29 protein-coding genes are annotated in these 21,920 nt (G+C 64.7%); 13 read left to right on the top strand and 16 right to left on the bottom strand.

From position 1 onward, the window contains the following. Positions 1-45 precede the first annotated feature (45 nt). The 4 genes from ACNJYA_RS28170 to ACNJYA_RS28185 form a co-directional block, all read right to left on the bottom strand. The gene (locus ACNJYA_RS28170) at positions 46-963 is read right to left on the bottom strand and encodes an MBL fold metallo-hydrolase (protein WP_439363940.1); all 918 of its coding nucleotides are present in this window, start codon (positions 961-963) and stop codon (positions 46-48) included. 181 nt (positions 964-1,144) lie between these two features. After that, positions 1,145-2,359, bottom strand: a complete 1,215-nt coding sequence (locus ACNJYA_RS28175) for an acyl-CoA dehydrogenase (protein ID WP_036004014.1) — start codon at positions 2,357-2,359, stop codon at positions 1,145-1,147. A 131-nt stretch (positions 2,360-2,490) separates the two neighbouring features. Next, a complete protein-coding gene (gene ribB / locus ACNJYA_RS28180) occupies positions 2,491-3,567 on the bottom strand; it encodes a 3,4-dihydroxy-2-butanone-4-phosphate synthase (RefSeq protein ID WP_439401058.1) in 1,077 nt (358 codons plus the stop codon). 188 nt (positions 3,568-3,755) lie between these two features. Then, positions 3,756-5,486 (bottom strand): cation:proton antiporter, encoded by a 1,731-nt coding sequence (locus tag ACNJYA_RS28185; protein ID WP_212254672.1) that lies wholly within the window; start codon positions 5,484-5,486, stop codon positions 3,756-3,758. Between the two features lie 67 nt (positions 5,487-5,553). On the opposite strand from ACNJYA_RS28185, the gene ACNJYA_RS28190 reads away from it, so the two are divergent. Continuing rightward, positions 5,554-6,081: a DUF3124 domain-containing protein gene (locus ACNJYA_RS28190; RefSeq protein ID WP_439363942.1), complete on the top strand. Its 528-nt coding sequence runs from the start codon at positions 5,554-5,556 to the stop codon at positions 6,079-6,081. Between the two features lie 85 nt (positions 6,082-6,166). After that, complete coding sequence (locus ACNJYA_RS28195) at positions 6,167-7,399, top strand: PLP-dependent aminotransferase family protein (RefSeq protein ID WP_439363943.1); 1,233 nt, start codon at positions 6,167-6,169, stop codon at positions 7,397-7,399. 19 nt (positions 7,400-7,418) lie between these two features. On the opposite strand, the gene ACNJYA_RS28200 is transcribed toward ACNJYA_RS28195, so the two are convergent. Further along, positions 7,419-7,691 carry a helix-turn-helix domain-containing protein gene (locus ACNJYA_RS28200; RefSeq protein ID WP_172787337.1) on the bottom strand — a complete coding sequence of 91 codons (273 nt, stop codon included), beginning with the start codon at positions 7,689-7,691 and terminating at the stop codon, positions 7,419-7,421. A gap of 158 nt (positions 7,692-7,849) precedes the next feature. Between ACNJYA_RS28200 and ACNJYA_RS28205 the strand changes: the two genes are divergently transcribed. Together ACNJYA_RS28205 and ACNJYA_RS28210 are read left to right on the top strand one after the other, a co-directional pair. After that, complete coding sequence (locus ACNJYA_RS28205) at positions 7,850-8,302, top strand: hypothetical protein (protein ID WP_439363944.1); 453 nt, start codon at positions 7,850-7,852, stop codon at positions 8,300-8,302. A 102-nt stretch (positions 8,303-8,404) separates the two neighbouring features. Continuing rightward, a complete protein-coding gene (locus ACNJYA_RS28210; protein WP_212254669.1) occupies positions 8,405-8,638 on the top strand; it encodes a hypothetical protein in 234 nt (77 codons plus the stop codon). Between the two features lie 216 nt (positions 8,639-8,854). Here the strand turns inward: ACNJYA_RS28210 and ACNJYA_RS28215 are convergent, their stop codons facing one another. From ACNJYA_RS28215 to ACNJYA_RS28235, 5 genes are all read right to left on the bottom strand, one after another. After that, the gene (locus ACNJYA_RS28215) at positions 8,855-9,673 is read right to left on the bottom strand and encodes an aldo/keto reductase (protein WP_439363945.1); all 819 of its coding nucleotides are present in this window, start codon (positions 9,671-9,673) and stop codon (positions 8,855-8,857) included. Between the two features lie 144 nt (positions 9,674-9,817). Then, positions 9,818-11,383 (bottom strand): alkaline phosphatase D family protein, encoded by a 1,566-nt coding sequence (locus ACNJYA_RS28220; RefSeq protein ID WP_439401059.1) that lies wholly within the window; start codon positions 11,381-11,383, stop codon positions 9,818-9,820. Positions 11,384-11,570: 187 nt separating this feature from the next. Continuing rightward, positions 11,571-11,990, bottom strand: coding sequence for a hypothetical protein (locus ACNJYA_RS28225; RefSeq protein ID WP_260382663.1), 420 nt, complete (start codon positions 11,988-11,990; stop codon positions 11,571-11,573). A gap of 110 nt (positions 11,991-12,100) precedes the next feature. Next, positions 12,101-13,102, bottom strand: a complete 1,002-nt coding sequence (locus tag ACNJYA_RS28230; protein ID WP_172787331.1) for an NAD(P)H-dependent flavin oxidoreductase — start codon at positions 13,100-13,102, stop codon at positions 12,101-12,103. A 62-nt stretch (positions 13,103-13,164) separates the two neighbouring features. Then, complete coding sequence (locus tag ACNJYA_RS28235) at positions 13,165-13,902, bottom strand: SDR family oxidoreductase (RefSeq protein ID WP_439363947.1); 738 nt, start codon at positions 13,900-13,902, stop codon at positions 13,165-13,167. A gap of 175 nt (positions 13,903-14,077) precedes the next feature. Here ACNJYA_RS28235 and ACNJYA_RS28240 point away from each other — a divergent pair, with 175 nt between their 5' ends. After that, on the top strand, positions 14,078-14,536 hold the full coding sequence (locus ACNJYA_RS28240) for a winged helix-turn-helix transcriptional regulator (RefSeq protein ID WP_439401060.1): 459 nt from the start codon (positions 14,078-14,080) through the stop codon (positions 14,534-14,536). A gap of 21 nt (positions 14,537-14,557) precedes the next feature. Here the strand turns inward: ACNJYA_RS28240 and ACNJYA_RS28245 are convergent, their stop codons facing one another. Beyond that, on the bottom strand, positions 14,558-14,932 hold the full coding sequence (locus ACNJYA_RS28245) for a PRC-barrel domain-containing protein (protein WP_172787328.1): 375 nt from the start codon (positions 14,930-14,932) through the stop codon (positions 14,558-14,560). A gap of 145 nt (positions 14,933-15,077) precedes the next feature. Here ACNJYA_RS28245 and ACNJYA_RS28250 point away from each other — a divergent pair, with 145 nt between their 5' ends. The 6 genes from ACNJYA_RS28250 to ACNJYA_RS28275 all read left to right on the top strand — a co-directional run bounded on the left by ACNJYA_RS28250 (position 15,078) and on the right by ACNJYA_RS28275 (position 19,317). Next, positions 15,078-16,865, top strand: coding sequence for a thiamine pyrophosphate-requiring protein (locus ACNJYA_RS28250; RefSeq protein WP_172787327.1), 1,788 nt, complete (start codon positions 15,078-15,080; stop codon positions 16,863-16,865). A gap of 8 nt (positions 16,866-16,873) precedes the next feature. After that, positions 16,874-17,101: a hypothetical protein gene (locus ACNJYA_RS28255; RefSeq protein WP_172787326.1), complete on the top strand. Its 228-nt coding sequence runs from the start codon at positions 16,874-16,876 to the stop codon at positions 17,099-17,101. A gap of 85 nt (positions 17,102-17,186) precedes the next feature. Then, the gene (locus tag ACNJYA_RS28260; RefSeq protein WP_260382659.1) at positions 17,187-17,738 is read left to right on the top strand and encodes a DUF4142 domain-containing protein; all 552 of its coding nucleotides are present in this window, start codon (positions 17,187-17,189) and stop codon (positions 17,736-17,738) included. A gap of 162 nt (positions 17,739-17,900) precedes the next feature. Next, positions 17,901-18,485, top strand: coding sequence for a phosphatase PAP2 family protein (locus ACNJYA_RS28265; RefSeq protein WP_439363949.1), 585 nt, complete (start codon positions 17,901-17,903; stop codon positions 18,483-18,485). After that, complete coding sequence (locus tag ACNJYA_RS28270) at positions 18,482-18,829, top strand: DUF3147 family protein (RefSeq protein WP_439363950.1); 348 nt, start codon at positions 18,482-18,484, stop codon at positions 18,827-18,829. Before ACNJYA_RS28265 ends, ACNJYA_RS28270 begins: the two co-directional genes overlap by 4 nt. Beyond that, positions 18,829-19,317 carry a DUF3147 family protein gene (locus tag ACNJYA_RS28275; protein WP_439401061.1) on the top strand — a complete coding sequence of 163 codons (489 nt, stop codon included), beginning with the start codon at positions 18,829-18,831 and terminating at the stop codon, positions 19,315-19,317. Before ACNJYA_RS28270 ends, ACNJYA_RS28275 begins: the two co-directional genes overlap by 1 nt. Here ACNJYA_RS28275 and ACNJYA_RS28280 read toward each other — a convergent pair. After that, on the bottom strand, positions 19,314-19,481 hold the full coding sequence (locus ACNJYA_RS28280; RefSeq protein ID WP_172787321.1) for a hypothetical protein: 168 nt from the start codon (positions 19,479-19,481) through the stop codon (positions 19,314-19,316). The two genes, ACNJYA_RS28275 and ACNJYA_RS28280, sit on opposite strands and share 4 nt — an antisense overlap. Positions 19,482-19,647: 166 nt before the next feature. Here ACNJYA_RS28280 and ACNJYA_RS28285 point away from each other — a divergent pair, with 166 nt between their 5' ends. Beyond that, positions 19,648-19,893, top strand: a complete 246-nt coding sequence (locus ACNJYA_RS28285) for a hypothetical protein (RefSeq protein WP_172787320.1) — start codon at positions 19,648-19,650, stop codon at positions 19,891-19,893. 143 nt (positions 19,894-20,036) lie between these two features. Here the strand turns inward: ACNJYA_RS28285 and ACNJYA_RS28290 are convergent, their stop codons facing one another. From ACNJYA_RS28290 to ACNJYA_RS28300, 3 genes are all read right to left on the bottom strand, one after another. Next, positions 20,037-20,240, bottom strand: coding sequence for a hypothetical protein (locus ACNJYA_RS28290; RefSeq protein WP_439363954.1), 204 nt, complete (start codon positions 20,238-20,240; stop codon positions 20,037-20,039). A gap of 71 nt (positions 20,241-20,311) precedes the next feature. Further along, positions 20,312-20,440, bottom strand: coding sequence for a hypothetical protein (locus ACNJYA_RS28295; RefSeq protein WP_257187568.1), 129 nt, complete (start codon positions 20,438-20,440; stop codon positions 20,312-20,314). A gap of 114 nt (positions 20,441-20,554) precedes the next feature. After that, the gene (locus ACNJYA_RS28300; protein WP_172787378.1) at positions 20,555-20,749 is read right to left on the bottom strand and encodes a hypothetical protein; all 195 of its coding nucleotides are present in this window, start codon (positions 20,747-20,749) and stop codon (positions 20,555-20,557) included. Positions 20,750-20,845: 96 nt separating this feature from the next. Here ACNJYA_RS28300 and ACNJYA_RS28305 point away from each other — a divergent pair, with 96 nt between their 5' ends. Further along, a complete protein-coding gene (locus ACNJYA_RS28305; RefSeq protein WP_439363955.1) occupies positions 20,846-21,364 on the top strand; it encodes a DUF4142 domain-containing protein in 519 nt (172 codons plus the stop codon). A 3-nt stretch (positions 21,365-21,367) separates the two neighbouring features. On the opposite strand, the gene ACNJYA_RS28310 is transcribed toward ACNJYA_RS28305, so the two are convergent. Continuing rightward, positions 21,368-21,661, bottom strand: a complete 294-nt coding sequence (locus ACNJYA_RS28310; RefSeq protein WP_172787317.1) for a hypothetical protein — start codon at positions 21,659-21,661, stop codon at positions 21,368-21,370. Positions 21,662-21,920 lie beyond the last annotated feature (259 nt).

A 21,920-nucleotide genomic window follows, 5' to 3' on the forward strand; every position in this document is an offset into this window, starting at 1 on the left:
GCGAATGGAGCCGCCCAACCGCTACTCCCCATTCGCTATTCGCCCTCAGGCCATCCGATAGGTCCCGCCGATCACGGGATCGCCATCCGTTGCCACCACGCCGCGCGCGACCAGGTCTTCGAGGTGCGCCAGAACGGAATAGCCCGCCGCCGTCGTCAGGCGCGGATCGATACCGATATAGATCGCGCGGACCATGGTCGGGATGTCGGTCTCGCCCTTGGCGAGGCGGTGCAGGATCGAGGCCTCGCGCGCCTTGCGGTGACGGATCAGGAAGCGCACGAAGCGCTGGCCGTCGGGAATCTCGGGGCCGTGGCCCGAGAAATAGAGATCCTCCTCGCGGGCCGCGAGCCGGTCGAGCGAGTCCATGTAGTCGATCATCGAGCCGTCCGGCGGCGCCACGATCGAGGTCGACCAGCCCATGACGTGGTCGCCCACGAAATTGAATTTTCGCTCGGGCCAGGCGAATGCCAGATGATTGGCCGTGTGGCCTGGCGTCGCGACGGCCTCGAGCCGCCAGCCGTCACCTTCCACGATGTCGCCGTGCGCGAGGCTGACGTCCGGGACAAAATCGCGGTCGGCACCGGATTCCGGATTGTGCTTCTCGCTCTCGAAACGCGGCCGCGAGGCGCGATGCGGGCCTTCGGCATAGACCGGCGCAGCTGTCGCCTGCTTGATGCGCGCGGTGTTCGGCGAATGATCGCGATGGGTGTGGGTGACGAAGATGTGCGTCACCGTCTCGCCGCGCACCGCATCGAGCAGCGCCGCCGCATGCGCCGCATCGTGAGGACCGGGATCGATGATCGCGACATTGCCCTTGCCGACGATGTAGCTGACCGTCCCCGTGAAGGTGAACGGGCTCGGATTGTTGCAGAGCACGCGCCGCACGCCGGGGCGGACCTCCTCGACGATGCCGGGCTTCAGCGGAAAGTTGCGGTTGAACGGGACGTCGTCATTGTCGGACATGGGACTTCCTGTCGCCACACTCTCTGCCGTCATACCCCGCGAAGGCGGGGTATCCAGTACGCCGCGGCGCCAGTGACAAAAGCGAAGTCTCTGGGATACTGGATCGCCCGCCCCAGTGCGCAACTGCGCACAAGGCGGGCGATGACAGTGGAGCAACTAGCCGCGGCGGAAAACACAATGACTAGAAAAACGCCTGAATGCCCGTGATCGCGCGGCCCAGGATCAGGGCGTGGACGTCGTGGGTGCCCTCGTAGGTGTTGACCGTCTCGAGGTTATGGACGTGGCGCATCACGTGATATTCGATCGAGATGCCGTTGCCGCCGTGCATGTCGCGGGCGGTGCGGGCGATGTCGAGGGCCTTGCCGCAATTATTGCGCTTCATGATCGAGATCATCTCGGGCGCGAACTTGCCCTCGTCCATCAGGCGGCCGACGCGAAGCGAGCCCTGAAGGCCGAGCGCGATCTCGGTCTCCATGTCCGCGAGCTTCTTCTGCACCAGCTGGGTCGCGGCGAGCGGCTTGCCGAACTGCTTGCGGTCGAGCGTGTATTGACGGGCGCGATGCATGCAGTCCTCGGCGGCGCCCAGCGCACCCCAGGAGATGCCGTAGCGGGCGCGGTTGAGGCAGCCGAACGGGCCCTTGAGTCCGGAGACGTTGGGCAGCAGCGCGTCTTCGGGAACCACGACGCCGTCCATCACCACCTCGCCGGTGATGGAGGCGCGAAGCGAGAGCTTGCCGCCGATCTTCGGCGCGGACAGGCCCTTCATGCCCTTCTCCAGCACGAAGCCGCGGATCTGGTTGTCGTGCGCGGCCGACTTGGCCCAGACCACGAAGACGTCGGCGATCGGCGCGTTCGAGATCCACATCTTGCTGCCGGTGAGGCGATAGCCGTCCGACACCTTCTCGGCGCGGGTCTTCATGCCGGCCGGATCGGAGCCGGCATCGGGCTCGGTCAGGCCGAAGCAGCCGACCCACTCGCCGCTGGCGAGCTTGGGCAGGTACTTCTTGCGCTGGTTCTCGTCGCCATAGGCGTAGATCGGGTACATCACCAGCGAGGACTGCACCGAGTTCATCGAGCGATAGCCGGAATCGACCCGCTCGATCTCGCGAGCGACGAGGCCATAGGCGACGTAGCTCGCATTGGCGCAGCCATATTCCTCAGGCAGCGTGATGCCGATCAGGCCGAGCTCGCCCATCTCGTTGAAGATCTCGCGGTCGGTCTTCTCCTCGAGATAGGCCTTGGAGACGCGCGGCAACAGCTTGTCCTGGGCATAGGCACGGGCGGTGTCGCGCACCATGCGCTCGTCTTCGGTGAGCTGCTCGTCGAGCAGGAACGGATCGTCCCACTGGAAAGAAGCCGCAGCCGGCTTGTCCTTGGCCTGAGGGCGCACGCTCATGAAACGTCCTTTCGCGTCTGGTTCCGTCTAAATATTGCCCGACAAATTAAAGCGCCGCGGCAACAAGTGCAATTGCATCCTGGTTTCGGTCATTCCGGGTCGCGCAACGGCGCAAACCGGAAACGATGCGGTCAGATTTCGAGCTGCTCGTTGGCGACGATCTCGATGCCGAAGCCCGACAGACCCTTGTAGTCGTGCACCGACGAGGTGAGATGCCGGATCGAGGTGACGCCGAGGTCGCGCAATATCTGCGCGCCGACGCCGACCTCGCGCCACTGGCGGTTGCGGTCGGCCTCCGTCGACGTCTCGTCCGGCAGCGGCGAAACGGGCACGCCGGCCGCGCCGTCGCGCAAGTAGACCAGCACGCCACGGCCGGTCTTCTTGAAATGCTCGAGCACGGCGGCCATGCGCTTGTGGCCGGTGAAGGTGTCCTTGACGATGTTCGGCTTGTGGAAGCGCGTCAGCACGTTCTTGCCGTCGCCGACGCCGTTGTAGACGAAGGCGACGTGGGCGATGGAATCGAACGGCGAGCGGTAGGCGTAGCCCTGCAAGGGGCCGATCGGGCTGTCGGTGACGAAGGTCGAGACCCGCTCGATCAGCTTCTCGCGCGCCTGGCGGTAGGCGATCATGTCCGCGATGGTGACGTGCTTGAGCTTGTGCCTGACCGCGAACTGCGCGACCTGCTCCCCCTTCATCACGCTGCCGTCGTCGTTCATGAGCTCGCTGATGACGCCGACCGGCGGCAGGCCGGAAAGCTTGCAGAGGTCGACGGCGGCCTCGGTATGGCCGGATCGAAGCAGCACGCCGCCGTCCTTGGCGATCAGCGGGAAGATGTGGCCGGGCCGGGCGAAATCGCTGGCGCCGACATTAGGATTGGCGAGCGCACGGCAGCACGAGGCGCGCTCATCGGCGGAGATGCCGGTGCCGCCGTCGGCCTTGTAGTCGATCGAGACCGTGAACGCGGTGGTGTGCGCGGAATCGTTGTGGGCGACCATCGGGTCGAGCCGCAGCCGGCGCGCGTCCTCGGTCGTCACCGGCGCGCAGACGATGCCGGAGGTATGGCGGATGATGAAGGCCATCTTCTCGGCGGAGCAGAGCGAGGCGGCGACGATCAGATCGCCCTCGCCCTCGCGGTCCTCGTCGTCGGTAACGACCACGAGCTCACCCCGGGCAAAGGCCTGCAAGACTTCCTGAACGCTATCGGGCATTTCCCAATCTCTATCGGTTATGGCCGGGAGGCTTAGCCGGACTTGGGTCGGGGCGCTAGTCTCCCCAGCGCAACCACATATGCCTGAGGGCGGGCCTGCCGATCGGTTTCAGGCTTGCACCGGGCATATCAGCGATATAGGCGCGGATTGCCCGCAAGGAAGGCGGCAAGGAAGACGACCCGACGCCGTCAGGGCAGCACCTCGCGGCGCTCGCCGAGGCGCAGATCGAGCTCGGCGCGCTTGTCCGCGAGCAGGCCGGCCTGGGCGGCTTCGATCACGGTAAACAGCTCATGGGCATCGCTGAGCCGGGTCACGGTGACGTAGCTGGCGCCGGCCTCGTAGAGCGCGTCGACGTCGGCCAACAGGTCGGCCGTCGCGACGATCAGGGCGGTCGGATTGAGCGCGCGGACGTGGCGGACCAGCTTCTCGTTGGTGGCGCCCTTCAATAGCGAATCCGGCACGCTGAGGATGATCATCTCGGACTTGCCGACGCCGGCATGGAGCAACGTGTCAGCGCTACTGATGTCGCCGTAGATCACATGCAGGCCGCGCGAAAGCAGGGTCTTGTACACATTGGGGTTGAAGTCGATGACGGTGATCTGGTCGAGCAGCACCGGTGCCTGCCGCTCGATCTCGGCGAGAAGCGCGCTCGCCGCACGGAAAAAGCCGAGGATCACGATGCGGCGGGCTTCGCCATGGCCGCCCTCGTGGCCCTCCTCGGCATGGCCGTTGCCATGGTCGAGATCGCGCAGGCCGATCCGCTTCAACGGGCCGATCGCCCAGCGGGTGATCTGGTCGCTGCGGGTCATGACGAAGGTCGAGAGCACCGCCAGCACCACGAAGGCGAAGGAGGCGGCATTCGCCGTCTCGGCCGCGATGTGGCGGTCGGTGACGCCGGTCTGGATCACCACCAGCGAGAATTCGGAGATCTGCGCGAGGTTGAGCGCCGGCAGCAGGCTGGCGCGCAGGCCCTGCTTCATCAGGTAGAGCGGCGTGAACGTCGTGACGAGGCGGCTTGCCACCGTGAACGCCGCGATCATCAAGGCAAGACCGATCACCGAGAGGCCCGGCACGGGAATGGTCATGCCGAGCGCGACGAAGAACAGTGTGATGAAGAAGTCCCGCAGCGTGGTGACCTTGGCGGTGACGTCGAGCGCGTAAGGGAAGGTCGAGAGCGAGACGCCGGCGATCAGCGCGCCCATCTCGCGCGACAGCGACAGTCGCTCGGCGGTCTCGGCGACGAGAAAGCACCAGGCCAGCGCGCCGAGCAGGATCAGCTCGGGCCGCCTGGCGATCTGGTGGAACAGGCGCGGCAGCACGTAACGGCTGACCAGCAGCGCGGCGGCGACCAGCACCGCGACGCGGCCGATCGAGAGCAGGATGACGCTGACCTGCAGATTGGCGAGACTCGGCTGCACCGCCAGGAACAGGATGGCGAAGATGTCCTGGAGCACCAGCACGCCGAGGGTGATGCGGCCCGGCAGCGTGTCGAGCTCGCGCTTCTCGTAGAGCACCTTGACGATGATGACGGTGCTGGAGAGCGCGCAGGCGACGCAGAGATAGACCGCATCGAAATGCCCGCCGCCCAGCGACAGGCCGATGCCGACGAAGAATAGAACCCCGAGCAGGCAGCCGCCGAGCAGCTGGCTGCCCGCCGCGAACAGAATCACCCGCCCTGCCCGCACGATCTTCTTCAGGTCGATCTCGAGCCCGATCATGAACAGCATGAAGATCAGGCCAAGCTCGGAGATGACGCTGATCGATTCCTGCGAATGGACCCAGCCGGCGCCGAATGGACCTATGCAGAAGCCGGCGATAAGGTAGGCCAGGATCAGCGGTTGCCGGGCGAAATGGGCGAGCAGGCCCAGCATCCAGGCAAACAGGATAGAGAGAGTGATGTCGCGAATGAGCTCGTGCATGCCAAATTGGTCCGTTTTGCCGCACCCTAGAGACGGGTTGCGGTGCGGCAAGCGAGCAATTCGTCACATGCGGAATGGGCTCATCGCAGCCATGCTGCTCAGTCCCCTCGCCTTTGCCGTGCCCGCCGCCGCGCAATCCAAGGTCAATATCGAACAAAACTTTGCCGAATCGCTCACCCCACTGCCGAAGGAAGACCTCGCCGTTTCCGGCGGTTTCTACGTGCCCGCCTATTCCAGCGTCGCGATGAGCCAGGGCAAGCTGCGTGTCGACTTCTCGGTGACGCTGAGCGTTCACAACGCCTCCGAGACCCAGCCGCTGGTCATCAAACGCATCGCCTATTTCGACACCGCAGGCAAGCAGGTCGAGAGCTATCTGAAGACGCCGGTGGCGTTGAGGCCGCTCGCCACCGTCTCGATCTTCATTCCGACCGACGACGTGCGTGGCGGGACCGGTGCCAATTTCCTGGTTGACTGGGCCGCCACGGGCGAGATCGCCGAGCCGGTGGTCGAAGCCTTGATGGTTGGCGGCATCGCCAACGCGCATTACGCTTTCATCAGCCAAGGCCGTCCGACCAGGACGGCCACAAAGAAGTGAGGCCGTCCGACCAGGACGGCCGGCAAGAAGTAAGGCGGCCGGCGCAAAGCCGACGCTCAACAAGAACAAAACGAGGAACGCTCCCATGACGTCCAGCTTCGATTTCGCGCCCCTGTTTCCAGCAGGGCTGCCGGCCCCTTCTGCGCGCTGGACGGGCCTTGCCAAATACAGCTTCGTCGGCGGTAACAACGATTCCGAACAGGTGCCGCTCGACGAGCTGATCGAAGCGGCCACCACGGTGCTGCGGCACGAGGGCCGCTCGCTCGCCACCTACGGGCTGGCGCATGGGCCGCAGGGCTACCTCCCCTTGCGCGAATTCCTGGTGGCGAAACTCAGGCGCGATGCTGGAATCAGCTGCACGGTCGACGATCTCCTGATCGTCTCCGGCTCGCTCCAGGCCCTCGACCTCGTCAACGCCACCCTGCTGACGCGCGGCGACACCGTGATTTTCGAGCAGGAGAGCTATCAGGGCTCCCTGACACGACTGGCGCGGCTCGGCGTCAACGTCGTCGGCATTCCCCTCGATAAGGACGGCATGCGCATGGACCTGCTGGCCTCCGCGCTGGCCGACCTGAAGCGTCGCGGCATCCGGCCGAAATACATCTACACCATTCCGACGGTGCAGAACCCGACCGGCAGCATCATGCCCGAGAGCCGCCGCACCGAGCTGGTGCGGCTCGCGACCGAATATGGCGTGCCCATCTTCGAGGACGATTGCTATGCCGACCTCGTCTGGTCGGGGCAGCGGCCGCCGGGCATCTACGCGATGAGCCCGAACGGCGGCGTGATTCATATCGGCTCGTTCTCGAAATCGATCGCGCCGGCGCTGCGCGTCGGCTTCGTCGTGGCTCCCTGGGAGGTGATGTCGCGGATGCTGGCGCTGAAGACCGATGCGGGCTCCGGTGCGCTGGAGCAGATGGTGCTCGCCAGCTATTGCAAGCCGCATTTTTCCACCCACGTGCCGGCCCTGACCAAGGCACTGCGCAGCAAGCTCGACACGCTGATGGAAGCCCTGAACGAGCAGTTCGGGACCGCCGCCGAATTCGAGGCGCCCAAGGGCGGCATCTTCCTGTGGGTCAAGCTCCCCGACCAGGTCGATACGCTGAAGCTGTATCAGGCCGCGCTCGCCGCCGGCGTCTCGATCAATCCGGGGCCGGAATGGTCGACCAACAAGGGCCATTCCGCATCGCGGCTGCGGCTGTGCTTTGCCAGCCCCTCGCACCAGCAGATCCGCGACGGCGTCGCCGTGCTGGCCGAAGTGTGCCGCAAGGAGTTCGGCGTGCCGGCGCGTAGCGCCAATGTGGAGAAGCGGGCCTGAGGCCTAGTCGAGCGTCTCCTCATGCCGCCTGTGGCTGACTGCCGTGGATCGCGGAAGCGAGCCGCAGCAACAGGACGATGGAGACGTTGCCCTTGCCGGCCTCGATCTGGGCGATATAGCGCTCGGAAATCCCGGAGCGGCGGGCAAGCTCCCGGCGCGACAGGTCGCACCGGGTGCGCGAGGACCTCAGGCGGTCACCCAGCTCGGCCAGAAACGCGGTCTCCGAATAGGGCGGCACGGCGCAGCTCCCCGGCAGCACTTCGCCCGCAAAATCCATGACTTGATTCAGCATTGCTCTATCCACGTTCGCCTTCGGGAAATGCCATCTTACCTTCGAAACGCCCTGCCTCATTGACGCGGATCAAATTCGCGCGCGATCGACGACTGCCGTGGACGACCGCGCGCGGAATGCTAGACTTTGGAATTCGTCGAGGCGGGGTTTCTCAGGACATGATGCGGTGTTCGGGTCGCTGGATCGCGGCTGCGGTGCTGTGGGTCGCGTTCACCTCCACGGCCGGTGCCGAGACGCTGGCCGTGACCGTGGAGCAATGGGGCCTGCTCGGCTCCTGGGCGGTCGATTGCTCTGCCCGGCCAGACCGCGACAAGGGTGCGCTCTTGACTTACGAAATCCGGAAAGACGGCCGGGTGATGTACCGGCGCAATTTCGGCGAGGCCATGGACGAGAACGAGATCGTGTCCGCCACGGTCAATGCCGAGGGCCTGCTCAATGTGATGGTCTACTTCCCCTTGCTGCGTCAGGCGCGCGAGTTCGGGCTGCTGTTGCAGAAGGACGGCCGCCTGCGCGCGATCTATAATCGCAGCGAGCGCGGCGAGTACACGATCAGGGACGGCAAGTACGTCGCAACAGGTGCACCGACGCCCGCGCAGCAGCGCTGCGACTAGCACGCCTTCGTCTGAACATCCGTTCAGAATTCTCTCGCCGTTTCTCCGGAACGTTCGCGCAAATCTGCGGTTTAGATGTGCATTCGTTTGGAGGAGGACAGCATGAAGAAGCTTGGTTATGTGGTTGCGGCTCTCGGCGCGATCGTGATTGCGGCGCCGACGCTGGCCAGCGCAGAGACGGTGGTGATCAAGCGCGGTCATCATCATCACGGCCCGTACGGCGCTCGCGCCGAATACCGCATGCACCATGACCGTGGCTGGCATCATGGCTGGCGCCATCGCGGCGACAAGGTCGTCGTGATCAAGCGCAGCCATCGCCACCATCACTGGGACTAATGCGCAACGCGACAAGGAATGGCCCCTGACGGGGCCATTTTCTTGCGTTCTTTTTTCCTTCTCCCCTTGTGGGAGAAGGTGGCGCGAAGCGCCGGATGAGGGGTTGCGTCAGCGAGTCCGAAAGTGAAAGACTCATGCGCGGAGAGAGACCCCTCACCCGTCTCGCCGCTTCGCGGCGAGCCACCCTCTCCCACAAGGGGAGAGGGTGAAGATCGATTAATCCCACGCCGGCGCGAAGCCTGGATTGACGCAGCGTCTGTCCTTCGCCAGCGCGGCGATCTTCTTGCGGTCGGCATCGTCGAGCGTGATCTTCAGCGCGTCGAGATTGGCCTGCTGGCTCTCGCGACGCGAGGCCTTCGGGATCGCGGCGACGCCGTCCTGGTCGAGCAGCCATTTCAACGCGACCTGCGCGGCGGTGGCATTGTGCCTGGCGCCGATGTCGGCCAGCACCGGGTCGGTCGCGAAACGTCCCTGCGCGAGCGGGCAATAGGCAGCCAGCGGGATCGACCTCGCCTGGAGATAGGCGAGCACCTTCGATTGATCGAGCATGGCGTGATACTCGACCTGGTTGCAGGCGATCGGCGCCTTGATCTCCTCGACCGCGACCTTGAGCAGCGCGGTGGTGAAATTGGCAACGCCGATGGCGCGCGTGCGCCCCTCCTCCTTGAACTTCATCAGGGTCTCGAACACCGCGCCCCAGTTCGCGGCCTTCGACGGCCAGTGCACGAGATAGAGATCGACATGGTCGAGCCCGAGCTTCCTGAGGCTGGCGTCGAAAGCGCGGCGGATCGCATCGGGGCTGAGGTTCTCGTGCCAGACTTTCGTGGTGACGTGCAGCTCACCGCGCGGCACGCCGGACGCGGCGATGGCCGTGCCGATCGCCTCCTCGTTGGCGTACATCTCGGCGGTGTCGATGTGGCGATAGCCGATGGACAGCGCGCTCTCGACCGCGGCACGGCAGGCATCGCCCTGCATGCGGAAGGTGCCGAGGCCGAGCTTGGGCATGCTGATGCCCTGTGTTTTCAGATGGTCCATGAAACAGGCTCCCGAGATATTCAGCCCACCGGATGCGCGCGGCGATGCCGCGTGAGCAGACCTTTGGTGACGGAAAAGAAGTGGTGGGAGCCCTTACCCTAGCGCGGGAGGAGCATGGCGGCCAATCAAGATCGGGTTAGCAGCCTACGAATGCTGCGCCACCAGCGACGGATGCATCTGCGGCCGCGGGACGATGTCGACCGACCAGAGGTCGCGATTGTCGACGTCCTTCAGGGTCACGGTCATCACACCGCTGCGGCCGTCGATGTCGACCCGCCCGAAGAACTGCAAGCCGAAACAGGGCGCCAGATTGTCGCCCTGCGCGGCGCTGCAGCCATGCTGGTACATCGCGACCGGCCCGAAGGTGTCGTCGAGCTCGCCCGGGCTCCAGCTGCCGGCATGCAGCGGGCCGGAGACGAACTCCCAGAACGGCTCGAAATCCTGGAACTGCGCCTTGTTCGGATCGTAATAGTGCGCGGCGGTGTAGTGCATGTCGGCCGTGAGCCAGACGATGTTGCGGATGCCGGCGCGCTTGATGGAGGCGAGCAGATCGGCGATCTCGTGCTCGCGCCGGTCGGGCGGCCCATCGCCGAGCGCGACCGCATCCAGGCTGACCAGGCCGATCGGCAAATCGGCCGCGATCACCTTCCAAGTCGCGCGTGAGGCGGCAAGCTCGCGCTTCAGCCAGGCGAGCTGCTCGGCGCCCAGGATCCAGCCGCGGCGATCATCACTCTTGTTCCAGCTCTCGTCGCGGTAGCTGCGCATGTCGATCATGAAGACGTCCAGCAGCGGGCCATAGGCGATCTTGCGATAGACGCGGCCGTGCTGCGCGCTGATGTTGCGGATCGGCATGAAGTCGAAGAAGGCCCGGCGGGCCCGCGCGACCAGGCGCGGGGTGCCGTCGTCCTCGTAACCGGTCTCGTCATGGGTCCCGATCGGCGACCAGTCGTTGGTCACCTCGTGATCGTCCCATTGCGCGAACATCGGCACCTCTGCATGAAAGGCGCGGAAATGTTCGTCGAGGTGGTTGTATTTGTAGTTGCCGCGGAACTGCGCCAGGGTGTGCGCAACTTCGGATTTCTCTTCGGTGACGAGGTTGCGCCAGGTCTCTCCGTTCGGCAGCTTCTGTTCGGAAGGAATCGTGCAGTCCGCGTAGATGTGGTCGCCGCAGTGGATGAAGAAATCCGGATTGTTGTCGAGCATGGTGCGATAGCTGCGATAGCCGCCGCGGGAGACGTCGATGCCCCAGCCCTGCCCTGCGGTGTCGCCGGACCACAGGAACGAGATCGACTGGCGCACTGCCGGCGCGGTGCGGAAATGGCCGATGCGGCCTTCACTGAGGAGACCGCTGGCGATGTCGGCGAAGCGGACGCGGTAGAAGATGTCCTGTCCGGGCGGCAGATCCGCCAGCAGAAGCTTCGACGTGAGATCGGCATCGGGCAGCGCATCGCCGGAAGCCGAGGCGATGATGGTCTTGAAGCTCTCAACGGTCGAGCACTCCACCTGCATCCGCGCGGGACGGTCGGCGCGGGCCCAGACTACGGCAGAGCCATCCGAGACATCGCCGGACTGGATGCCACCTGCGATCTGCGGCCGGTCGGCGGCGCGGCTCAAATGAGGCGTCGCGAGCGAGGCGATGGCGAGACTGGAGGCGGAGCGGACCAGGAACTGCCGCCGGGTCCATGCGCGCGAGGCGCGGAGCGTTGCCATTCAGGAGACCTTCGTCGAATCGCGACGGAAGGTGCCTGCGCTCCTTGACTCCCAGCTTACGGTTTCTTGACTCCGCGCCTACGGTTTTGCGACGCGGGGATGACGCCTGTTGCAACCGCGGAGCGCGGTCTGCTCCCTCGCCCCGTTCTTACGGGGAGAGGTAAAGACACAGCGACGGCTCTCGCGCCTACCGCTTCCAGTTGCAGATGCCGCCGGAGCGGCATGGCCAGGTCTGGATGCGGGTGTCCATCGCCTGCGCATCGAGCGGATTGCCCCGGCGGTGCGCAAGCTTGGCACGGGCCGCGCCGCGCGGCGGTGTGCTCGCCGCATGCGCGGCCTTCGGCTCGGCCACACGAACGCGTTCGGCGGCAACCTTCTTCGGCACCTCGACGGGCTCAGCGCGCGCCTGTGCCTCGTTGCCGCCACGCGCTTCGAGCGCGACCGGGGCGAAGTGCGTCTCCGGCCCGAGACGTTTCGGCGACAGCAGGGCCTTTGAGAGATCGAGGCCGAGATATTCGTCGGGCTTGTAGTCGTCGGCGCGCGCGACACCGGCCCCTGCGACCACGAGGGCAAAGGCAATTGCGAAGTGAACACTTTTCAGGACCACGGATGCCTCCTGAAATCGATTTATGAAAGGGGCAATTTACCCTTATCTAGGAGGCGCCGCGCGCAATTCCAGCGGTCAAATGCCGCCGTGGTTAAGAAGTTTGACGGGTGTCAGGCGACCTTTCGCGTCGCCCCCGTCCCGTCCAGGAACCCCAGCAGGCGGCTGCGGATGATGGTTTCCGCTTCGTCCATGATGCGATCGATCAGCTCCTTGCAAGACGGGATGTCGTGGATCAGGCCTGCGACCATGCCGCAGCTCCAGGCGCCGGCGTCCATCTGGCCGTCCAGCATGATCTTGGGATAGACGCCCGCGACCTGGTCGTGAATGTCGTCGATGGTGAGCTTGGCGCCCTTCTCGCGCTCGATCTCGAGCAGGCGGTCGACATTGGCGTTCTTCAGGACGCGCTCGGTATTGCGCAACGCCCGCATGATCAGGCGGGTGTCGAGCTCGGTGGCCGCGACCAGCGCGTCCTTGACGTTCTGGTGCACCGGCGCTTCCTTGGTGGCGATGAAGCGCGTGCCCATGTTCATGCCCGCCGCGCCCAGCGAGAGCGCCGCGACCAGGCTGCGACCGTCGGCCATGCCGCCGGAGGCGACGAACGGGATCTTCAACTCCTCCGCCGCACGCGGCAGCAGAATCATGTTGGGGATGTCGTCCTCGCCGGGATGGCCGCCACACTCGAAGCCGTCGACACTGACGGCATCGCAGCCGATGCGCTCGGCCTTCAGCGAGTGGCGCACCGAGGTGCATTTGTGGATGACCTTGATGCCGGCGGCCTTCAGCGCCGGCATGTAGGCTTCCGGGCTGCGGCCTGCGGTCTCCACCGCCTTGATGCCGCCCTCGACGATCGCCGCGATGTATTCCGGATAAGGCGGCGCCGAGAAGGCTGGCAGGAAAGTGAGATTGACGCCGAACGGCTTGTCCGTCATGTCGCGGCAGCGCGCGATCTCCTTGGCGAGCAGCTCCGGCGTCTTCTGCGTGAGACCGGTGATGATGCCGAGCCCGCCGGCATTGGAGACGGCCGCCGCCAGCTCGGCGAAGCCGACGAAATGCATGCCGCCCTGGATGATCGGGTGCTCGATGCCGAACAGTTCGGTGATCGCGGTCTTCACTGAAGGTCCTCCCGGAATTTGCTCGATGTTGAAGTCAGTCTAGCCGGACTTTCCCGCCGCGGTCACCATTTCTCTCCGAAGGGGCGGATCTCCATCTCGAAGGTCCAGGCGCTCTTCGGCTGCTGATAAAGCTGCCAATAGGCGTTCGCGACCGACGACGGCGGCATCAGAAGGTCGGGATCGTCAAGCGCATTCGGGCCGAGCGCCTCGAGCCGGCGCTGGCGCACCCATTCGGTGTCGACGCCGGAATCGATGATGAGATGGGCGACGTGGATGTTCTTCGGCCCGAGCTCGCGCGCCATCGCCTGCGCCACCGCGCGCAGGCCGAACTTGGCGCTGGCAAAGGCGGCAAAGCCGCTGCCGCCGCGCAAGCTTGCGGTCGCACCCGTGAAGAAGATGTTGCCGCCGCCGCGCGGCAGCATCAGCCGCGCCGCCTCGCGCCCCGCGAGGAAGCCGGAATAGCAGGCCATCTCCCACACCTTGCGAAACACGCGCTCGGTGGTGTCGAGGATCGGGAAATTGACGTTAGCACCGACGTTGAAGATGCAGACTTCGAGCGGTGCATGCTGGTCGGCGTCGTTCAGGAAGGCGATGACCTCATCCTCCTTCCGCGCGTCGAGCGAGCGGGCGTGGATCTCGCCACCGGCGGCTTCGATCTCTTGCACCAACGGCGCGAGCTTATCTCCATTGCGGCGGCCGGCGAAAATCGAGAACCCTTCGGCGGCAAACTTCTTGGCGATCTCGGCGCCGATGAAATCGCCGGCTCCGATGACGGCCGCAGTGGCGTTTCGCTTGGACAAGATCGCCTCCTCCGGTGAGCCGCACTGTGGGCGTGCGGCGTTTGATGTGCCGGAGGCTATAGTTCAAAAATAGAACTGTCAAACTGAGCAGTCGAATGCTAGCTTTCGGCATAAATCTCTCTGACTGATCAACTTAGTTCCTTTTTCAGACTGACGACCTGCAGGAAACCGCATCATGAAATGGGACACGCTTGAGGAAGAGCCCTGCTCGCTCGCCCGCACCGTCGCCGTGATCGGCGACCGCTGGACGTTGCTGATCCTGCGCGAGTGCTTCTTGCGCGTACGGCGTTTCGAGGGCTTTCAATCCTCGCTCCAGATCACGCGCCATCTGCTCTCGGAACGGCTGAAGAAGCTGGTCCGCTTCGGCATCCTGCGCCGCGTCCCCTATTCCGAGGCGCCGAAGCGCTACGAATACATCCTCACCCAAAAGGGGCTCGACCTCTACCCGATCATCATGGCGATGGTGCACTGGGGCGACACCCATATGGGTGACGAGCGCGGCCGCCCGCTGCTGCATGAGCACAAGAGCTGCGGCAAGCTGTTCGACCCCGTCATGGTGTGTTCGGAATGCGGCGAAGTGCTGCATGCCAGGGATGTGCATGCGGGCCCGGGGCGGAGGGAAGCGCTGGGATGAGTGAGGCGCACCTCACAAAGCTCAAGCGAAGGGAACGCCGTAATAGGAGTTGATGCCGCGCACGGCGGCGTCATCGCCCCAGTTCCAGTCGGTCTTCTCACTATATTTCGGCGCGCCTTCCAGATCCTTGGCGGTAATCGCGGTTACGTAACCGCCGAGCTCGGTGTCGTACTTCAGCGACTGCCAGGGCAACGGATAGTGATCATTGCCGAGGCCGAGAAAGCCGCCGAAACCAAGCACTGCATAAGAGACCTTGCCGCTGATCTTGTCGATCATGACCCGTTCGATCGATCCGATCTTGTTACGATCGGCGCCGTAGACGGCGGTTCCCTCGACCTTGTCGCTTCCGATCAGCCGGCCCATCTCGTTGCGGTCCAGTTCACCCTGATTCAGCATCGTCATTCTCCACTCAGCCATTTGGGAATCAACCGAAAGGGGTGAGCGATCGTTCCGGCGCGTGTTCCGCAAATGCTTGGGAACATCGCCACAAAGAACCGGTTCTCTGAGACGACCGAGGCCGCAAGAAAGAGAGCCGCCCGCAATGTCCCAGACCGTCTCCGACTTCATCATTCAGCGCCTGCACCAATGGGGCGTGCGCCACATCTTTGGCTATCCCGGCGACGGCATCAACGGCGTGTTCGGTGCGATGAACCGGGCCGACGGCAAGATCGGCTTCGTGCAGGCGCGGCACGAGGAGATGGCGGCATTCATGGCGACCGCCTACGCGAAATTCTCGGGCGAGCTCGGCGTCTGCATTGCGACCTCCGGCCCCGGCGCCTCGCATCTCGTCACCGGGCTGTACGACGCGCTGCTCGATCACCAGCCGGTGCTGGCGATCGTCGGCCAGCAGGCTCGCAATGCGCTTGGCGGTCATTATCAGCAGGAGCTCGATCTTCTCTCGATGTTCAAGGACGTCGCAGGCGCCTATGTCGTGCAGGCCTCCTCGCCTGCACAAGTGCGACATCTGATTGATCGATCGGTGCGGATCGCACTGGCGCGGCGGACTCCGACCGTCATCATCTTGCCCAACGACTTGCAGGAGGAGCCTTACGAGGACCCGCCGCGCGCGCACGGCACGCTGCACTCCGGCGTCGGTTACAGCGCGCCTAAAGTCATCCCTCGTGATGCCGATCTCGACCGCGCCGCGGAGATCCTCAATGCCGGCAAGAAGGTCGCGATGCTCGTCGGCGCCGGCGCACTTGGCGCCACCGACGACGTCATTGCGGTCGCCGACCGGCTGTCGGCCGGCTGCGCCAAGGCATTGCTCGGCAAGGCCGCGCTGCCCGACGACCTGCCATGGGTCACCGGCTCGATCGGCCTGCTCGGCACCGAGCCCAGCTACAACATGATGATGGAATGCGACACGCTGCTGATGGTGGGCTCAGCCTTTCCCTACGCCGAATTCCTGCCGAAGGAAGGCAGCGCGCGCGGCGTGCAGATCGACATCGACGCCAGCATGATGTCGATCCGTTTTCCCATGGAGGTCGGCCTCGTCGGCGATGCCGCCGAGACGCTGCGCGCCTTGTTGCCACGGCTGAAAACCAGGAGCGACGGCGCCTGGCGCCAGAGCATCCAGGAGGACGTCGCGAAATGGTGGAAGACCTTGGATGACCGCGCGCATCAGCCCGCCGCGCCAGTCAATCCGCAGCTCGTCGCCTGGGAATTGTCTCCGCGCCTGCCCGACCGCGCCATCATCACCAGCGATTCCGGCTCATGCGCCAATTGGTTCGCGCGGGACCTCAAGATGCGACGCGGCATGACGGCCTCGCTGTCCGGCGGCCTCGCCTCGATGGGCGCTGCGGTGCCTTACGCGCTCGCGGCCAAATACGCCCATCCCGACCGCCCCGTGATTGCACTCGTCGGCGACGGTGCCATGCAGATGAACAACATGGCCGAGCTGATCACCGCGGCGAAGTATTGGCGCGACTGGAAGGACCCGCGTTTCATCGTGTGCGTCTTCAACAACGAGGATCTCAATCAGGTCACCTGGGAGCAGCGCATCATCAACGGTGATCCCAAGTTCGAGGCTTCGCAGCGCATTCCCGATGTCTCCTATTCGCGCTTCGCCGAGCTGATCGGCCTGCGCGGCATCTTCGTCGACAGCCCACAGCTGCTCGGCTCGGCCTGGGAGCAGGCGCTTGCGAGCGAGATGCCCGTCGTGCTGGAGGTGAAAACCGATCCCGAGGTGCCGCCGCTGCCGCCGCACATCACCTTGCAGCAGGCGAAGAACTTTTCGCTCGCCCTGATGAAGGGCGACCCGAACGAAAGCGGGATGATCAAGGGAGCAGCGCGGCAGGTGCTGGAATCGATTCTGCCCGGAAAGCAATGAGGTGAGCCATGAGTGACTTCCGCGATATCAGGCACGGCGTCAACGACCCCGTCGATGGCGTCGACGTGAAGTACCACATCAACGACAATCGGACGCCGCACGAGCGGGCGCAGCGCCATGCTGACGTCCGGGCCGACGCAACCGCTGCGCCGGCCGAACCGTTCCTGCCCGAGCGGCTTCGACGCAAGCCGACAGATCCGATCAATCCGCGCACCGGACGCAATCCCGCGGATTAGCCGTTAGGAACCTCGGCCCCGGCGGCGTGTTGGTCGGCGCACATCGCCGGCAAGCGGCATCGCGACCTATCGGAAGGATTTGACCATGAAACGCACAATCATCGCGCTTGCCTGCATGGTTCTCGCAGGCCCGGCCCTCGCCCAGTCGCTCGGCGAAAAGACCGGCGTGAATTCGGTGCTCGGCGTTGCGCCTGCGACCGCCGACTTCGTGACCCAGGTCGCGATCAGCGACATGTTCGAGATCGAATCAAGCAAGCTTGCTCAGCAGAAGGGCAACGCGGAGGAGAAGACCTTCGCGCAGCAGATGATCACCGATCACACCAAGACGAGCAGCGAGCTCAAGGGACTGGTCGGCAATGGCAAGGTGCAGGCCACGCTGCCGACGGCGCTCGACAGCTCGCATCAGAGCAAGATCGACAAGCTCAAGAATGCGAGCGGCAAGGATTTCAGCTCGGACTACAATTCCTATCAGGTCAGCGCGCATGAAGATGCCGTGTCGCTGTTCGAACGTTACGCCAAGGGTGGCGACAATGCCGAGCTCAAAGATTGGGCCGGCAAGACACTCCCGGCGTTGAAGCACCACCTCGACATGGCCAAGACCCTCGGCAGGGCGCCGAGCGTCGGCCAAACCAAGTAACGCATTGCTGCAGGACGCCGGCCGTCCCGGCGTGCTTCCCGGCAGCGCGATGAGAAACGTCATCGCGCTGCCGCTGCGCGATGCCTGTCGGTTGCGCCTAGGAACCTTCCTTATGTCCGGGCTTTACAAAACCGTCATGGAGGATATCTCGCCGACGGACCGATGGCCTTAGTAACAGTCAAACCCACCCGGATCGATACGGCGATCGCCAACGAGATCGCGCACAATACCAACTCGGGGCTCGAGCATGCCGCCCAGGCCATGACCTGGGGTGCCGACGAGCATATCCTGGTCGCACTCGCGGCGGCGGGATGGCTCTACACCCGCCTCCGGCATCCGCAGCAGCGCCCCTTGGCCGATCACGTCCTGATCGTGTCGCTGGTGACGGCCGTGTTGCCGCATGTCTTGAAATCCGTGTTCGATCAAACGAGGCCCGACCGGCTGACGGTGAGCGGCCACTGGCGCGGTGTTCCCTTTTCGGGGCGGGCCCGCGACGCATTTCCCTCAGGTCACGCCGTGCATATGGGCGCCCTTGCCTCGGCCGCCGGCCTGTTGCCGCCGGCTCGCCGCAGCCTGGCGCGCTCCTTTGCCGTAGCGCTGTCCCTGACGCGCCTCGCGCTGCTCGCGCACTGGGCCAGCGACGTCGTGGCAGGCTTCACGCTCGGCATCATCGTCGAGCGATTGCTCAGGCCGTTCACGCTGGCGGCGTCACGGCAGCGGCGCGAGGGCTCGGAGGGACAACCATGACCGAGTATCTCGTGCGCTTCGTCGCCGGCGGTCTGATCGTATCCGTCTTCGCGATCTTCGGTGACATGCTGCGGCCGAAGAGCTTTGCCGGGCTGCTTGGTGCAGCGCCGTCGGTGGCGCTGGCTACGCTCAGCATCGCAGTGGTCCAGCACGGCCCGCAATATGCTGCGGCCGAGAGCTGGACGATGATCTATGGCGCCATCGCGCTCGCCTGCTACAGCGTCGTCGTCTGCCACCTCCTGATGAGGCTCCGTCTCGGGGCGCTTCCAGCAACGATCCTCGCCTTTGCCGCATGGCTCGTGGTCGCCTTCGGCCTGCTCGCCGGCCTGGGAGGTGCGGCCTGATGCTGGTGAAGCTATCGACATCGGCGCTGAAACAGACGCGGTGGTACGAGTACGCCATTCGCTTCCTGCTTGGCGGCGGTGCCACGGTGCTCGCGGGCGTTATCGGCTCGAAGTTCGGCACGGCCGTCGGCGGGCTCTTTCTTGCTCTTCCGGCGGTCTTCTGCGCCAGCGCGACACTGATCGAAAGCCACGAGCGTCACGCCAAGGAGAAGGCCGGCCTGAGCGGGCGCCGTCGCGGGCAGAAGGCCGCGGCGCTCGACGCCGCAGGCGCCGCACTCGGCAGCATCGGCCTCGCCGCGTTCGCCGCCATCTTCTATGCCATCATCGAGGCAAGCGCCGCATTCGCTTTCATCGCCGCGCTGGCGGTCTGGGCCATCGTTTCCGTGTCGGCGTGGGGGCTCAGGCGCAAGCTTCGCATTGTCTCCCACAAATCGCGCCGATCAGGCCATTCGCCGTCGGCAACGGGCTCTCGCTACGCGAAGCCCTAGTTCGCTTTCGCCCCCGTCGAGGGCTGCGATTGCGGCGGCTGGAGGCCCGGGCTGTTGGCCCAGCGCTCGACCTCATCGATGATCTTCTGCTGGCTTGGCCGCACCGGCCCGGGCGCCGCGGGCTCTTCGGACAGCTTGCGAGGCAACCTGACTTCGTCCGCCATGGTCTCTCTCCTTCCGGGAACAATGCCTCACGGCGTGGCGCGTTTCTAAATCATTGATTTTATTTTGTTTTCCTACTCATTTGGAGGCTTTATCGGCTTTCGCGGAACTCTCATCAAGTTGGTTCGTTGAGTAAACTACTCAACCTACTCAATTTGCGTGATCGCCATGAACGACCTTCGCGCCGAGCGCCTTCAGGTCATGCTCTCGCCGGAAGAGTTGGCCGCCGTCGACGATTTCCGGTTCAAACACCGCATGCCGACGCGGGCGGCAGCCGTCCGCGAACTCCTCAAGTTCGGACTGGCCGCTGTGGGCGTCGATGCCGCTGCCGGCGTGAAGTCAAGCAGCTTCGGCGTGTTCGGCCGCGGGCCTGACGGACATACTCAGGGGGATCCGGAGAGCGGCGGCGGCTGACGCACATTACCCTCTTCCACAAGCAAACGACCCCGGCACGGTGGGTGCCAGGGCCGTCCTTGGAGATGCTTCCGGCGCACCGGGGGCAGACTGCCGGAAGCCATCCGTCGACTCTTCCCGCGCGAATTCGTTCCTGGTGAGAGCTAGCCTGTGGCGTCGCTCGAGCCGTCCGGCATGGCGCCGGAACCTGGCGTCTTGCTGTTGTCGTTCAGCTTGGGATCGCGCGTCGCTTCACGCGAGGGCGAGCCTTGCGGATCCGTCTTGTGCACGGATTGCGCACGTTCCTTGTCGCGTGGCTGCACCTCCCCACGCTTGTCCTTGACGATGCCTTGGTCGGAATGGGCCATGATGCGTTCTCGCTTCTCCTGATATGTCGGAGCGCTTACGCATTACGGCCGCGAATGTTCCGCTGCTGCAATCAGCTGCGCGCGGCGTGAACGGCAGATGCGTTCTCGAGATGCACCTGTCGCACCGTCGTCACCGTCGCGAAGGCGACAGAGACGCCAAAGGCGAGAATGAGGGAAAGAAGAGCCAGACGTGGAGCCATCGCCAAACCTCCTTCTGCAACTGGAAATCGCCGCGATCGACGTTCCCCGGATGATCCCAAATCAGTTGCGTGCCTTCCGTGAGCGGTCTCACATGCAGGTTCGTGAGGCCGAGCTCACCCGTTCCGCTTTGGGGCTGCATGAGCCGGGACGGGCGAAATTTCGCCATCGAGCCAATCCTGCTCGTTGGCCAGCGCCGTCCAGGCGTCGGCCATGCGCGAATAGCGCTTATGGGCGGGCTGTCCGTCGGCACGCTCGGCAAGCTGAAGACAATTGTCGGCATTGTCTCTGAAGATGTCAGACTGTTTCATATAAAAGACGTGGGGACGGAACTCCTGCGTCGCAACCCGCTTACCGGATCGTAATGGTTCAGGGAACTTTCGCACGGGGTTGGTCATTGAAGATCGATGCGAGTTGTCGCCGCAATCATCCTGGCATTCATCAGCACCTCGGCGCTTGCCGACAGCGTTGCCGAACGAAAGCCCGGCGAACGGCCACCCTCCGCGATCGAGGTGATCAGCGCCGTCTACAATTTCAGCCGGTTTCAACAGGGGCTTCTCGAGAACACCGACCTCAAGGGCAACGCGGAGGTCAAGAATCTCGCCGCCTTGCGCGCCGAGGAAGCGGTCAAGCGCGACAAGAAGCTGAAAGAGGTCCAGGAGGCCATCGGCGCGGAACTGCAAATCGGAAAGGCAGCACTCGCCTCTCCAAGCGCGAGCCTCGTCGAGCCCGAAATGTCGGACGGCCCGGCCTACGTCAGAAGCTTCTATGCGGCGCAGATTCCCGAATATGACTCCATCATCGGCCTGCTCGAGCGCTACCTGGTGGCGCCCGACAACGCGGCGCTCGCAGCGTTCGCGCGCGAACAGCTGCCGCTGCTGCGCGCGCAGGTCAGGGACGCCGAGCGCACCATGGCGGACAAATAGCCTCTACTTGTCGCTCGGACGTTGCTGGCTTTGCGGCCGCACGGTGCGGTCACTCTCCGGCATCTTGTCGCGGCCTGCATCGCCGTTGTCGTCCTTGCCGCCGGACGACGACGTGCCGCTTCCGCTTGGATTCGAGCGGGTGGCCGCTCCGGTGGTCGGCGTGTCCGCCCGCGGGTTGGCGGAGCTTGCGGCGGGGTCGCCCGTCACGGACCCGCGCCCGCTCGGCGCACCGCCCTGCGCCAGGGCCGATCCCGCGGCAAGCACGATAATGGCGATGGCGGCAAGTCCTGCTTTCATATCCGTTCTCCCTGTCTGCGCTGGCTAACCGTCGGGCTCGGCGCTCCGTTCCGAAGGATGGACGCCGACGGACGCAGGGGGCGACCGGACCCGGGAGGCATTTTCTTTCCGAGCGGTGTGGAACCAAATCGGGGCATCGTCGTTAGCTCGGTCGGGCTGAGCAAAGCGGGTTCCATTTCCCGGCGCCATACGTTGGCGCTTGATTTCGAATTTGGCTGACGCTCTATTCGACCAACGCGTCTTGCCTCGGATTCGGCCG

This window comes from Bradyrhizobium sp. BLXBL-01 (assembly GCF_051853025.1).
GTDB lineage: Bacteria > Pseudomonadota > Alphaproteobacteria > Rhizobiales > Xanthobacteraceae > Bradyrhizobium.